The organism is Microvirga sp. ACRRW (genome assembly GCF_022346925.1).
GTDB lineage: Bacteria > Pseudomonadota > Alphaproteobacteria > Rhizobiales > Beijerinckiaceae > Microvirga.
The window spans coordinates 289,883-302,904 of record NZ_JAKRNJ010000005.1; the positions used below are offsets into that span (position 1 = coordinate 289,883).

Here is a 13,022-nt window from a genome sequence, read left to right on the forward strand (position 1 = left end):
TAGAGTTCGACTTGGAGGCCTCGCCCGGAATCGAACCGGGGTGCAAGGATTTGCAGTCCTCTGCGTAACCACTCCGCCACGAGGCCATCCGGGGCGTACCGCGAACGCGGCAGGGGCTCCATAGCAAGGGCCTTTCCAAAGAGCAACAGCCGGTTTTGTGAGATCACTCACGAAAGGGGCTTGCACCCCGCAAAACTCGTGTTATATGCCACGCACCGTCGCCGACGAGAGCTGCTCCGGCAGTCCCGGCGAAGAGAGGCGAAAGTCTCCCGAAGGTATGGCTTATTCCGGCGTGGCGCAGCGGTAGCGCAGCGGACTGTTAATCCGTTGGTCGTAGGTTCGAATCCTACCGCCGGAGCCAACTTTCCCACATTTCCTGACAAACAGGTTTTCTCTCTCAAACGCGCTCCTTGGCGCGGGCGTTTTCGTGCTGCATAGCTTTCAAGCATGGCAGTCGCCGTTCGTGCTGCGTCCCAAGGAGAATCCGCGTGGCCTCCCCCGTTCTGGTCTGGTTTCGTGACGATTACCGCTTGGGCGACAATCCTGCCCTGGCCGCCGCCATTGAAACGGGCGCCCCGGTTATCTGCCTGACGATCCTAGAGAATGCGGCCGATGGCCTGCGCCCCATGGGCGCCGCTGCCCGCTGGTGGCTTCACGGCTCGCTCAAAGCCTTGGACGAATCGCTGCGGAAGGCTGGCTCCCGCCTGTTGCTGCTGCACGGGCCTGCGCTGGAAGCCATCGAAGCTGTGATTTCCGCCACAGGCGCATCCGCCATTTTCTGGAATCGCCGCTATGCCGCTGCCGAGATCGCCCTCGATTCAACGATCAAGAAACGGCTGACGGATCGAGGGCTTAGCGTACAGAGCTTCAACGGACGGCTTCTGAACGAGCCCTGGCAGGTGCTCAACCAAGCCGGCAAGCCTTTTCAGGTCTTCACGCCTTACCTCCGAGCTGTCCTGGCTCGGCCGGTCGAAGCGCCTCGCCCTGCCCCGCGAACGATTCCCGGCACCCCATGGTCCAAGGGAATGACCGCTCTTAGCGTCGATCTCGAAGGTCTTGGACTGAGACCAACGAATCCCGACTGGGCTACCGAATTCGGCGGCACATGGCAGCCCGGCGAACGGAATGCGCGACAAAGGCTGATCGATTTTCTCGAGGGCAGCCTCCAGGGCTATGCGCTAGGACGCGATGCCCCCGCGCGAGACGCCACATCGCGCCTGTCGCCGCACTTCAGATTCGGTGAGATCAGCCCGCGTCAGGTCTGGCGTGCTGTCTCTCACCTCGTCGGAGAGCGTCCCGAGCTTGCTCCGGATGCGCAGAAACTCTTGAGCGAGGTGGTCTGGCGCGATTTCAGCTATCAGCTTCTGCACGTTTATCCACATCTGCCTGAAAAATCTCATGCTCCTCGGTTCGCAAAATTTCCGTGGGACAATGATCCGAAAAATCTCAAGGCCTGGCAGAGAGGCCGCACGGGTTATCCCATCGTGGATGCGGGCATGCGTCAGCTCTGGCGCACGGGATGGATGCACAACCGCGTGCGGATGATCGTGGCATCTTTCCTAGTGAAGCACCTCCTCACCGATTGGCGTCACGGCGAGGCGTGGTTCTGGGACACGCTGGTGGATGCCGATCCTGCGAACAACGCCTTCAGCTGGCAGTGGATTGCGGGATCAGGACCGGATTCGTCCCCCTTTCACCGCATTTTCAATCCGGTCACGCAAGGCGAGAAGTTCGACCCCAAGGGCGATTATGTGCGCACCTTCGTGCCGGAACTTGCTGGCGTTCCGGCCAATTTCATCCACAAGCCTTGGGATGCTCCCGCTTCCGTTCTGAAAGATGCAGGCGTCGAGCTCGACAAAACCTATCCGGGCCCCATCGTCCCGCATGGTCCGGCGCGCGAGCGTGCGCTTGCAGCCTTCCGCAGCCTGCGAGACGGCGAGTACGGCACAGAACTTGACCGATAGCGCTGCTTTCCGTCAGCATCGGCGCTCTTCATGCGGAGCCGCTTCTGCGCCCTGCCCTTTGGAATGACCATGACAGCCACTGCTCTTCTGTTTCGCGACGATGCTTATGCCCGCTCCTGCACGGCGAGGATTCTCGCTGTGACGCCGGAAGGCGGCGTCGTTCTCGACCGCACGGTGTTCTATACCCAGGGCGGCGGGCAGCCCGGCGATGTGGGCGCGCTCGTGCGCTCCGATGGAGAGAGGATCGAGATTGCCAATACGGTTTATGGTCCCGACCGTTCGCAGGTCCTGCACCTCGTCGGAGCGGAAGCGGTCGCGCGGTTAACTCCCGGTGAGAGCGTCGAGCTACAGCTCGATTGGGAACGACGCTTCAAGCGCATGCGCGTTCACACGGCGCTTCATCTCTTAAGTGTCGTGCTGCCCTACCCGGTCACCGGCGGCGCGATTAGCGACGGCGACGGGCGGCTCGATTTCGACATTCCCGATGCGGGCCTCGACAAGGCAGAACTCACCGACAAGCTGAACGCGCTGATCGCGCGGGACGCACCCGTCACGGATCGCTGGATCACGGACGAGGAGCTCGATGCCAATCCCGGGCTCGTGAAAACCATGTCCGTTCAGCCACCACGCGGTTCGGGCCGGGTGCGGCTGGTGGAGATCGAAGGCATCGACCTGCAGCCCTGCGGCGGCACCCATGTACGCCGCACCGGGGAGATCGGTCGGGCCACGATCACCGACATCGAAAAGAAGGGTAAGCAGAACCGCCGCGTTCGCCTGTCCCTCGTCGATTGAGCGCACTATCTTTTCAAAGCACCGATCATCAGGAGCATTCTCATGTCCCAGCTCTTCGTCTCGCCCGCACGATTGCAGGAGCACCTGGACGATCCGAATGTCGTGATCATCGACGGCTCCTGGTATTTGCCGACACAGAACCGCGATCCCCAAGCCGAGTTCCTGGCAGGCCACATTCCCGGTGCCCTGCGCTTCGATATCGATACGGTGAAGGACACGTCGTCCTCCCTGCCCCATATGCTGCCTTCGCCCGAGGCTTTCGCGAAGATCGCCGGGGAAATGGGCATCGACGAGAATACCACCATCGTCGTCTATGACGGCGCGGGCCTTTTCTCTGCGCCGCGCGTGCGCTGGACCTTCCAGGTCTTTGGCGCGAAGAATGTTTCGATCCTCGAAGGCGGCTTCCCCGCATGGAAGGCGGAAGGCCGTCCCATCGAGACCGGACCGGAAAGGAAGCGCGAGCCGAGGATTTTCAAGCCGTCCTTCAACCCGAACGTCGTGGCCGACGCGGCTGCGGTTCAGGATGCCCTTCGCGCGAAGGCAGCACAGGTCGTGGATGCCCGCCCGGCGGAGCGCTTCCGCGGTGAAGCGCCCGAGCCACGCCCCGGCCTTCGCTCCGGCCATATTCCAGGTAGTCTCAACCTGCCCTTCGGCGCGATCATCGAAAACGGCAAGCTCAAGGACAAGGCGGGTGTAGAGCAGGCCCTGAAGGAAGCGGGCATAGACGCTGAAAAGCCCGTAATCACCACCTGTGGCTCCGGCGTCTCGGCGGCCATCCTGGGCGTTGCCCTCGAAGTGGCAGGCCATCCCATCAAGGCGATCTATGACGGATCCTGGGCCGAATGGGGCGCGCGGGACGATCTGCCGCTCGAAACGGGACCGGCGAAGAAAGCCTGATCTCTTTCGACAAAGAAAAGGCCCCGGAATGTCCGGGGCCTTTTGCATGTCAGCGATCCGCTTAGTGCAGGATCTGCGAGAGGAAGAGCCTGGTGCGCTCGTGCTGCGGGTTCTTGAAGAACTCGTCGGGCGTGTTCATTTCCACGATCTGTCCGTAATCCATGAAGATCACGCGGTCGGCGACCTGGCGGGCGAAGCCCATTTCGTGGGTCACGCAGAGCATGGTCATGCCCTCTTCCGCGAGGCCCACCATGGTATCGAGAACTTCCTTCACCATCTCGGGGTCGAGCGCGGAGGTGGGCTCATCGAACAGCATGATCTTGGGGCTCATGCAGAGCGAGCGAGCAATGGCCACGCGCTGCTGCTGACCGCCCGAGAGCTGGCCGGGATACTTGTTCGCCTGCTCGGGAATCTTCACCCGCTTCAGGTAGTGCATCGCGACCTCTTCCGCTTCCTTCTTGGGCATCTTCTTCACCCAGATCGGCGCGAGTGTGCAGTTCTCGAGGATCGTGAGATGCGGGAAGAGGTTGAAGTGCTGGAACACCATGCCGACATCCTTGCGCACCTCGTCGATGCGCTTGAGGTCGTTGGTGAGTTCCGTGCCGTCGACGATGATGCGGCCCTTCTGGTGCTCTTCCAGGCGGTTGATGCAGCGGATCATCGTGGATTTGCCGGAGCCCGAAGGCCCGCAGATCACGATGCGCTCGCCACGGCGCACATTGAGGTTGATGTCGCGCAGGACGTGGAACTCGCCGTACCACTTGTGCACGTCGATCAGCTGGATGGCGGCTTCTGCCTTCGGGTCGATTGCGGCGGTCTGGACTGTTTGTGCTGTCATTGTCATTGCCATGAATTTTTAGCGCTTGTGACCTGAGGCGAGGCGCCGCTCGACGCCGAGCGAGTACCGCGACATGCCAAAGCAGAAGACGAAGTAGAACAGGGCTGCGAAGGCATAGCCCGTGAGACCGATGCTGGGGGCCGCCCAGTTGGGATCGATGCGGGAGGCCTCGATGGTCTTCACGAGATCGAAGATGCCTACGATCGCCACGAGGGAGGTATCCTTGAACAGGCCGATGAAGGTGTTCACGATGCCCGGGATCACGATGCGCAGTGCCTGCGGCAGGATTATGAGGATCATCATCTGCGGATAGTTGAGGCCGAGCGACATCGCTCCCTCATACTGGCCCTTCGGCATGGCCTGAAGGCCGCCGCGCACCACCTCGGCCATGTAGGCGGAGGCGAAGAAGGCCGTGCCGATGAGCGGACGCATCAGGCGGTCCACCGTCATGTCGCCGGGCAGGAAGAGCGGCAGCATGGTGTTGGCCATGATGAGCACGGTGATCAGCGGCACACCGCGCACGAACTCGATGAAGATCACCGAGGCCATCCGCACGATGGGTAGCTTCGAACGGCGGCCCAACGCAAGCAGGATGCCGAAGGGCAGCGAGAACACGATGCCCACTGTCGCCACCAGCAGCGTCACGAGAATGCCGCCCCAGAGAGCGGTCGGCACGTGCGCGAGACCGAAATCCATGTCCACCAGGGCAAGCGTGATCCCGATCACGCCGACGATGCCGCCCCCGATGATCAGAGCCGGGCGCAAAGATGCCTTGAGGATCACCGCCACGAAAGCGAAGAGCGCGATCAGCAGAGCGCCGAAGATCAGGAAGCCGAGCCAGAAACGGCCGCTGAAATCGGCATTGCCGCCGGTCAGCAGGATGTAGGACGCAACCGGGAACAGCCAGAAGAAGTAGATCGCTCCCAGATCGCGCCGAGGCGCCTTCAGCCACAAAAGCCAACCCACGCCGATGGCCAGAAGGGCGAAGAAGACATCGACCCTCCAGCGCTCCGAGATGGTGTAGGAGCCATAAGTGAAATAGCTGATCTTGCTGCGAATAAAGGCCCAGCAGGCTCCGGTTTCGCTGCCGCCCATATCGGCGCGGCAGGCGGCGCGGTCCGTGCCGGTCCAGACCGCGTCTATGAAGAGGAACTTCATAAGCGGCGGGACGCTCACATAGAGAAGATAGAACACCACCAGGGTCAGGATGGTGTTGAAGGGACCGGAAAACAGGTTTTCCCGAATCCAGGCGATGGGGCCGCGCGACAGGCTCGGCGGAGGCAGAGCCTCCACCTGCTTGGCTTGCACGAAATGGGGAAAATCGACGGTAGTGCTCATCGGATGTCCTTACCGTTCGACGATCGCCACACGGCGGTTGTAGATGTTCATCACGGCCGAGGTCAGCAGGCTGATCGTGAGGTACACGCCCATGGTGATGACGATGACTTCGATGGCCTGACCGGTCTGATTGAGCACGGTGCCCATGAACACCTGCACCAGATCGGGATAGCCGATGGCGACCGCCAGCGAGGAGTTCTTCGTCAGATTGAGATACTGGCTCGTCAGCGGCGGAACGATGACGCGCATCGCCTGTGGAATAACCACGAGACGAAGGGTCTGCCCCGGCGTGAGGCCAAGAGAGCCTGCAGCTTCGGACTGCCCCTTGGAAACGGCAAGGATGCCGGCGCGGACCACCTCGGCGATGAAGGCCGCCGTATAGGTGGTGAGGCCAAGCAGCAGGGCCACGAACTCCGGCAGGATCTGCATGCCGCCGGTCAGATTGAACGTGCCCTTCTTCGGCAATTCGAAGCTGATCGGGTTGGCGCCGACGACGGCAAGCACGATCCAGGTCAGGATCGGCAGGCCGAGCACGAGGCCGAGCGTCACGAGGCCGACGGGCGATTGCTGGCCGGTCTTTACCTGACGCGCCTTGGCCCAGCGACGGTAGATGAAGGTGCCGATGAGACCGATCAGCAGCGCGGCCGGAATCGCCCAGACATCAGCGGCATAGATCGGGCGAGGCATGAAGAAGCCGCGCGAGTTCAGGAAGAAGCCCGCCCCCATCTCCAGCGAATTGCGTGGCTGCGGCAGCGGTCCGAGAACCGCGATGTACCAGAACAGCAGCTGCACCAGGAGCGGGATGTTGCGCAGCGTCTCCACGTAGACCATGGCGACCTTCGCCACCATCCAGTTCTTGGACAGGCGCGCAATGCCGATCAGGAAGCCGAGGATGGTCGTGAAGAAGATGCCGATGGCGGAAACGATAAGCGTGTTGAGCAGGCCGACAATGAAGGCATCGCCGTAGGTCGAACCTGCCGCGCTGAACTGAATCAGCGACTGGCTGATGTCGAAGCCTGCCGTGTTGTTGAGGAAGCCGAACCCGGAGGCGATCTTCGCCCGCTGCAGGTTCTCGATGGCGTTGGTCGCAGCTACGTAGAACAGGTAGCCGACGATGACGACGAGAAGGACTTGGTAGAAAATCCCACGGACCTTCGGGTCGTAGAGAAACGACTTTTTGGGTGGCGATGTCTGACTGACAACGGTCTGCACTGAACTGTATTCCCTCTGACGGCTGGTTCTTGAGGCCGTCCTCCCCCGTGTTCATGCAATTGTCGCTGCCATGAACGAGCGGCAGTTTTTATCGTTATAACGGCATTTTTCATTGTTATGAGGAGCGCCCGATTTCCGGGCGCTCCCCTTCGTCAAAAGATCCGATTAGCGGACCGGGATGCCGTATTGCAGGCCGCCCTTCGTCCAGAGAGCGTTCTGGCCGCGCTTGATCTTCAGCTTGGAGCCTTCGCCGACGTTCTTCTCGAACACTTCGCCGTAGTTGCCCACGTGCTTGATGATGCGCACGGCCCAGTCGTTGGTCAGGCCGATGGCCTCGCCGTACTTGCCCTCGGTGCCGAGCAGACGCTTGATCTCCGGATTGTCGGAGGTCTTCATCTGATCGACGTTCGCCTTCGTGACGCCGAGTTCTTCAGCATTCAGCATGGCCATGTGCGTCCAGCGGATGATATCGCCCCACTGGTTGTCGCCGTGGCGGACTGCCGGGCCAAGCGGCTCCTTCGAGATGATCTCGGGCAGAACGATATGATCGTCCGGAGCCGAAGCGCGCAGACGCTCAGCGTAGAGGCCCGAAGCGTCCGTGGTGAACGCGTCGCAGCGGCCGGCGTCATAAGCCTTGAAGGTCTCATCCGAGGTCGCGAAAGCCACCACTTCGTACTTCATGTTGTTGGCACGGAAGTAGTCGGCGAGGTTGAGCTCGGTGGTGGTGCCCTGCTGGGTGCAGATGGAAGCGCCATTCAGCTCCTTAGCGGAGGAAACGCCGAGCTTCTTGCGGACCATGAAGCCCTGGCCGTCGAAGTAGTTGATGGCCGGGAAGTCGAGGCCGAGCTGCGTGTCGCGCGACATCGTCATCGTCGAGTTACGGGACAGCACGTCCACTTCGCCCGACTGGAGCGCGGTGAAGCGGTCCTTCGCGGCGAGCGGGATGAAGCGGATCTTGGTCGGATCGTCGAAGATGGCGGCCGCCACGGCGCGGCAGAGATCCACGTCGAGGCCAGTCCAGTTGCCCTGGGCATCCGGCAGGCCGAAGCCGGCAAGACCGGTGTTCGAGCCGCAGGTCAGAAAGCCCTTCTGCTTCACGCTGTTGAGCGTTGCCTGCGCGGAAGCGCCGGTTGCGAAAACGCTGGCCGTCAGGCCGAAGGCAATCGCTACGAGAGCCTTTTTCATGCTGGTTTATTCTCCCAATAGTTCCAATCGGCTCGCCTGTTCTTGTTCCCCCAGCCGAGCCACGGTCAGACCGTTCCACACCGCATCGGTCGATGTCGGTATCGGGATCCATCACATTCCATGATTGATCACTGGTCAAGTCTTGATGGAACGCTTTTTCCAGGAGGGTTGACGGCGCGCGCGCCGGAGCCTCAGATCAAGCCCCATTCAGAAAGTCCCTGAGCCGATGTCCAAGACTCCCAAGCCGACCGACCTCGCGGAGCGCACCCGCCTCGTTTATGCGGGCCGCGAACCCTTTGAACAGCACGGTTTCGTGAACACGCCGATCTATCGCGGATCGACGGTGCTGTACCAGAATACGGACGATCTCCTGCACCGTCGCGGGCGCTATTCCTATGGAACGAAGGGGACTCCGACCACCGAAGCGCTCGAACGGGCCTGGACGGAACTGACCGGAGCCGCCGGGACCGTGCTCGCCCCATCGGGACTTGCTGCCGTCACGATAGCCCTCATGTCCTGCCTCAAGGCCGGCGACCATCTGCTCATGACGGATTCGGTCTACCTGCCCACACGGCAGTTCTGCCAGGGAATGCTCAAGAAATTTGGTGTGGAAACCACCTATTACGATCCGTCAATCGGAGCCGGAATCGCATCGTTGATGCGCCCGAACACGGCCGCTGTCTTCACGGAAGCCCCCGGCTCGCAATCTCTCGAGATGCAGGACATTCCCGCCATCGCCGAGGTGGCGCACCGTCATGGAGCGGTGGTCCTCATGGACAACACCTGGGCGACGCCCCTGCTCTTCCCGCCCCATGAGCGCGGCGTCGACATCGCCATCGAAGCCGGCACCAAGTATCTCAGCGGCGGCTCGGATCTGCTGCTCGGCATGGTTTCGGCCAATGAGCGCTGCTTCAAGGATCTCCGCGCCGCTTACGAGGCCTTCGCCTCATGTCCCGGCCCGGAGGACGTCTTCCTTGGGCTGAGAGGCCTTCGCACCATGGCGATCCGCCTGCGCGAGCATGAGAAGCAGGCCCTGGAGATGGCCCGGTGGTTCGCAGGTCGCCCTGAGGTAGCCGAGGTGATTCATCCGGCACTGGAGAGCTATAAGGGCCACGAGATCTGGAAGCGCGACTTCAAAGGCTCGTCAGGCCTGTTCTCGATCATCCTCAAGCCCTGCTCGGACAAGGCGCTCGCCGCCATGCTCGACGGCCTGGCGCTGTTCGGAATGGGCTATTCGTGGGGCGGTTTCGAAAGCCTCGTGATTCCATTCAACTGCGCGAGCTACCGCACCGCGACCAAATGGGAGCCGGGCGGGCACGCCTTGCGTTTCCATATCGGCTTCGAGGATGTGGAAGACCTCAAGCGGGATCTCGATGAAGGCTTCAGGCGTCTGCGGGAAACCGATTAGGTCTGCATTTCGGCTTGGGCCTTGGTCTTTTTCTTGTCTTTCGCGATCAGCATGAGATTGCGGACATAGATGAAGATCGACAGCATCTGGGGGAGGATGATGACGATGTCGCGGCGCACGAAGCCATAGACCATCGTCATGAGTCCCCCCACGATGGACAGCACCCAGAAGCCCATCGGAATGACACTCTTTTCCGCCTTTTCGCTCGCGATCCATTGCACGATGAAGCGCGCGCCAAAGACGAATTGCGCCAGCACGCCGAAGGCGGCCCAGAGGTCGAAGCGGGCAACGACGATATCGTAGAAGAACAACCCGATATCGTGGGACAGGCGCATCAGCATCGGAGAGTTTCCGTCAGAGGATTTCTTGGGCGGAGGGGACGCGGCGACGGCGGCGGATCAGCCACCACACGCCGGCAAGGTCGAGGATGCCGACCCACAGACGGTCGAAGAGACCGTAATTGGATTGGCCCGCATGGCGCGGCCTATCGACCACGTCCACATGGGCGATGGAAAAGCCTTCGCGCTTGACCAGGGCGGGCATGAAGCGATGCAGGGCGTCGAAATAAGGCAGGCGCAGATAGATATCGCGCCGGAAGGCCTTAAGCCCGCAGCCCGTATCGCGCGTGCCATCCTTCAGTACGCGGCCGCGCACGCCGTTGGCAATCTTCGACTGCCAGCGCTTGGCTGCGCCTTTGCGTCCGAGACGCTGGCCGGCAACGATGCCGACGGTGGGATCGTCGAGGGCCGTGACCATCTGCGGAATAAAGGCCGGATCGTTCTGCCCGTCACCGTCGAGGGTGGCGATGATCGGTCCCCGCGCCGCATGAACGCCGGTGCGCACGGCGGCACTCTGCCCGCAGCTCACCTCGTGACGGACGAGGCGAAGCCAGGGCCGCGTGGCGCGAGCAGCCAACACCCGATTGGCAGTGTCATCGGTAGAGCCGTCATCCACATAGATCACCTCGAATGGGCCGACCGGCGCACAGGCGCGCTCGATCTCCTCCACCAGAGGAAGGATGTTCAAGGCTTCGTTCTTGACGGGCACTACGACGCTGAGGCGCGGAGCCGGGTTTAAGTCGTTCATCGATCAAGGGCCCCTGCGGGCCCCCTCTTGAGAGAAATCACGGACAACCGGCATTGTCGGAATAAACGCCGATATCGACACGCCGTCCGCTGTTGATATTGAAACCCGTGACGCGGGTCGAGAGGGCAGGCTTCAGGCCGAGACGCTCGTTCTCCGCCCGGAAGTCGTTTTCGAAGCGTTTGTCGACGAAGACGATGGCGCAGCTATTGTTCTTCAGGAAGGCGGAGGCGTCAGCTCCCGTATCGAGCATGGCGAGATGGGTTCCCACCAAGAAGACCAGGCTCGGCTCGCGATAGCCGAGGGTGCCGACGCTGACCTTGCTGCTCGGGAAGTTCTGGACCGTCTCCGCGAGATTCTGCGAGATCTTGAGGGACCGCAGGTCGAGCTGCGCGAAACCGAACACGCCGATAGCCAGGAACACGGACGAGATGAAGCCCGCCCAGAGGCAGCTCAGCATGCGGTTCCTGATGAACAGCCACCAGCCATACAGAGCAATCACGGAGGCGGCCACCAGGGCGGGAAGCGCCCGGTAGGGCAGCGTGCCGTCGAAGGACCAGTTCACCGCCGCGAGACCGATGGTGAGCCCCACCGGAATGAAGGGAATGAGCACCGTCGACAGCTTCGCCAGAGGCCGGTGCGGCCCAACGAAATGGCGGGAGATCGCCATGATCGTCAGGATCGCCACGGCCGGGAACAACGGCATGGTGTAATGCGGCAGCTTGGTCGGAACGGCCTCGAAAATCAGCCAGGATGGAACGATCCAGGCCAGGGCAAAGGCAACCTGTTCCTCCTTGCGATGGATCCAAGCGAAGGGCACCGCGATGGCGGCCAGGATGGCGCCGGGCCAGAAGGTGGCGAAGAAGGACAGCAGATAGAAGCCGGGCGGAGCCCAATGGTACTTCTGGGCCGTGCCGACTTTGCCGAGCATGTCGTGACCCACAGCCTGCGAATAGAAGGCGCCGCCGCTCTTGATGGCAATGGCGATGAACCAGGGCAGCACGACAGCCAGCGTGAACGCCAAGCCGAGCCAGGGCCTCAAGGTGAGCAGCCAGCGAGCCGACCGCTCCTTGTAGGAGAGAACGGCTGCCGTGAGGCCTGCGAACATCAGGATCAGGGGCCCCTTGATAAGGACGCCGAGGGCAAAGCCCGTCCAGAAGATGATGAGCGCGCGCCTGGGCAAGACCCCTGCCCCACGGCTCAAGTAAGCCCGCGCGAGACCGCCCATGACGGCCACGGAACAGGCTGTCAGCATGGCATCGGTCTTGGCGAGCCTCGCCTCCACCATGAGGATGACGCAGGTCGCCATGAGTGCCGCGGTCAGGAATGCCCCTCGCCTCCCGAAGAAGGCCAGGGCCGCCCAATAGGTCAGCAGAACCGTCGCGATGGCGCCGAACAGGGATGGAAGGCGATAGAGCGCGATGGTGGTACGGGCCTCGGGAACACCCAAGGCTTCGCCAATGGCCACGCTGGCGCTCTGCATCCAATAGATTCCGACCGGCTTCTTGTACCGAGCCTCATCCTGGAAGCGCACATCCACCAAATCGTGGGTTTCCAGCATCTGCTTGGAGGCCTGGGCGTAGCGCGGCTCATCCCGGTCCATGGGCTGGAGAGTAGAGAAGCCCGGGAGGAAGCAGGCCAGCGACAGCAGCACGAGCACGGCGCAAAGCCGCGCATGGCTGCGCTCCATGAAGCTCGCCAGACGCGACGCCGAGAGACGACGCAGGGATAGATTCTGCTGGGCGACGGAACCGTCCATCGATGACATGCCTTGTGCGGACACCATTCTGGGCGGGACGCATCCCCGCGAAGGCGGTGGTGTCCCCCAAACCCATCGGGAAGTCAAATCTGCAGCAAATGGCCTGCTGCCGCACCTTCCTTCCGGCCCGACAAGACGATTCTGCCTGGGGCCTCGCTTAAGGATGCCAAGCTGAGCCGGATGGCTCAGATGATGCGGAAGTCGTCCACCGTGAGCTTGAGCTTCTTGTCCAGCCAGGCAACCATGACCTTGGGCGCCTTACCGGTCCCGTCGGGGTCATAATAGAGCGCCCCGGTCCCCTTGTCGTAGATGACCCGATCCGACCGGTCATGCGCCGTCGTTCCGGTCCAAAAGGCCGAGGCCGGGAGCTTTCCCGGTTTGGAAAGCTTCGTGAACACGGCATTCTCCAGATAGATCCTATCGTCGCGGACCGAGAAGTCGGCGATGCGATCGACATCGGTCCTTTTCGGTGGTGTGTTGAAGATGAACACATCCTTGCCCGCCCCGCCCGCCAAGACATCGCTTCCCTCGAGGCCGTACAGGCGA

11 protein-coding genes, 2 tRNA genes and 1 pseudogene are annotated in these 13,022 nt (G+C 61.9%); 5 read left to right on the forward strand and 9 right to left on the reverse strand.

Annotated elements, in window-relative coordinates; genetic code table 11:
* Positions 1-12 precede the first annotated feature (12 nt).
* Positions 13-86, reverse strand: a tRNA-Cys gene (locus tag MHY87_RS14205).
* A gap of 200 nt (positions 87-286) precedes the next feature.
* Here MHY87_RS14205 and MHY87_RS14210 point away from each other — a divergent pair.
* The 4 genes from MHY87_RS14210 (at position 287) to sseA (ending at position 3,653) form a co-directional block, all read left to right on the forward strand.
* Positions 287-361, forward strand: a tRNA-Asn gene (locus tag MHY87_RS14210).
* A 127-nt stretch (positions 362-488) separates the two neighbouring features.
* Positions 489-1,964, forward strand: a complete 1,476-nt coding sequence (locus MHY87_RS14215) for a deoxyribodipyrimidine photo-lyase (RefSeq protein WP_239352677.1) — start codon at positions 489-491, stop codon at positions 1,962-1,964.
* A gap of 69 nt (positions 1,965-2,033) precedes the next feature.
* Complete coding sequence (locus MHY87_RS14220; RefSeq protein WP_239352680.1) at positions 2,034-2,756, forward strand: alanyl-tRNA editing protein; 723 nt, start codon at positions 2,034-2,036, stop codon at positions 2,754-2,756.
* A 42-nt stretch (positions 2,757-2,798) separates the two neighbouring features.
* A complete protein-coding gene (gene sseA / locus MHY87_RS14225) occupies positions 2,799-3,653 on the forward strand; it encodes a 3-mercaptopyruvate sulfurtransferase (RefSeq protein WP_239352682.1) in 855 nt (284 codons plus the stop codon).
* Between the two features lie 61 nt (positions 3,654-3,714).
* On the opposite strand, the gene MHY87_RS14230 is transcribed toward sseA, so the two are convergent.
* The 4 genes from MHY87_RS14230 to MHY87_RS14245 all read right to left on the reverse strand — a co-directional run bounded on the left by MHY87_RS14230 (position 3,715) and on the right by MHY87_RS14245 (position 8,226).
* Positions 3,715-4,503: an amino acid ABC transporter ATP-binding protein gene (locus tag MHY87_RS14230; RefSeq protein ID WP_370644938.1), complete on the reverse strand. Its 789-nt coding sequence runs from the start codon at positions 4,501-4,503 to the stop codon at positions 3,715-3,717.
* A gap of 6 nt (positions 4,504-4,509) precedes the next feature.
* A complete protein-coding gene (locus tag MHY87_RS14235; RefSeq protein WP_239352686.1) occupies positions 4,510-5,829 on the reverse strand; it encodes an amino acid ABC transporter permease in 1,320 nt (439 codons plus the stop codon).
* Between the two features lie 9 nt (positions 5,830-5,838).
* Complete coding sequence (locus tag MHY87_RS14240) at positions 5,839-7,041, reverse strand: amino acid ABC transporter permease (RefSeq protein WP_239352688.1); 1,203 nt, start codon at positions 7,039-7,041, stop codon at positions 5,839-5,841.
* A 165-nt stretch (positions 7,042-7,206) separates the two neighbouring features.
* The gene (locus MHY87_RS14245; protein WP_239352691.1) at positions 7,207-8,226 is read right to left on the reverse strand and encodes an amino acid ABC transporter substrate-binding protein; all 1,020 of its coding nucleotides are present in this window, start codon (positions 8,224-8,226) and stop codon (positions 7,207-7,209) included.
* A 226-nt stretch (positions 8,227-8,452) separates the two neighbouring features.
* Between MHY87_RS14245 and metC the strand changes: the two genes are divergently transcribed.
* The gene (gene metC / locus MHY87_RS14250) at positions 8,453-9,634 is read left to right on the forward strand and encodes a cystathionine beta-lyase (protein ID WP_239352693.1); all 1,182 of its coding nucleotides are present in this window, start codon (positions 8,453-8,455) and stop codon (positions 9,632-9,634) included.
* Here the strand turns inward: metC and MHY87_RS14255 are convergent.
* The 4 genes and pseudogenes from MHY87_RS14255 to MHY87_RS14270 all read right to left on the reverse strand — a co-directional run.
* Positions 9,631-9,975: a lipid-A-disaccharide synthase N-terminal domain-containing protein gene (locus tag MHY87_RS14255; RefSeq protein WP_239352696.1), complete on the reverse strand. Its 345-nt coding sequence runs from the start codon at positions 9,973-9,975 to the stop codon at positions 9,631-9,633. The two genes, metC and MHY87_RS14255, sit on opposite strands and share 4 nt — an antisense overlap.
* 13 nt (positions 9,976-9,988) lie before the next feature.
* On the reverse strand, positions 9,989-10,720 hold the full coding sequence (locus MHY87_RS14260) for a glycosyltransferase family 2 protein (protein ID WP_239352698.1): 732 nt from the start codon (positions 10,718-10,720) through the stop codon (positions 9,989-9,991).
* 37 nt (positions 10,721-10,757) lie between these two features.
* Entirely contained in the window at positions 10,758-12,476 is a 1,719-nt protein-coding gene (locus tag MHY87_RS14265) for a glycosyltransferase family 39 protein (RefSeq protein WP_239352701.1), read from the reverse strand.
* 185 nt (positions 12,477-12,661) lie between these two features.
* A pseudogene (locus MHY87_RS14270) lies at positions 12,662-13,022 on the reverse strand (calcium-binding protein); the annotation flags it as partial.

Excerpts from the sequence above, each read along its gene's own strand:
- MHY87_RS14220 (WP_239352680.1), top strand. The coding sequence starts at position 2,034 with ATGACAGCCACTGCTCTTCTGTTTCGCGACGATGCTTATGCCCGCTCC.
- sseA (WP_239352682.1), top strand. The coding sequence starts at position 2,799 with ATGTCCCAGCTCTTCGTCTCGCCCGCACGATTGCAGGAGCACCTGGAC.
- MHY87_RS14230 (WP_370644938.1), bottom strand. The coding sequence starts at position 4,503 with ATGGCAATGACAATGACAGCACAAACAGTCCAGACCGCCGCAATCGAC.
- MHY87_RS14235 (WP_239352686.1), bottom strand. The coding sequence starts at position 5,829 with ATGAGCACTACCGTCGATTTTCCCCATTTCGTGCAAGCCAAGCAGGTG.
- MHY87_RS14245 (WP_239352691.1), bottom strand. The coding sequence starts at position 8,226 with ATGAAAAAGGCTCTCGTAGCGATTGCCTTCGGCCTGACGGCCAGCGTT.
- metC (WP_239352693.1), top strand. The coding sequence starts at position 8,453 with ATGTCCAAGACTCCCAAGCCGACCGACCTCGCGGAGCGCACCCGCCTC.
- MHY87_RS14255 (WP_239352696.1), bottom strand. The coding sequence starts at position 9,975 with ATGCTGATGCGCCTGTCCCACGATATCGGGTTGTTCTTCTACGATATC.
- MHY87_RS14260 (WP_239352698.1), bottom strand. The coding sequence starts at position 10,720 with ATGAACGACTTAAACCCGGCTCCGCGCCTCAGCGTCGTAGTGCCCGTC.
- MHY87_RS14265 (WP_239352701.1), bottom strand. The coding sequence starts at position 12,476 with ATGGACGGTTCCGTCGCCCAGCAGAATCTATCCCTGCGTCGTCTCTCG.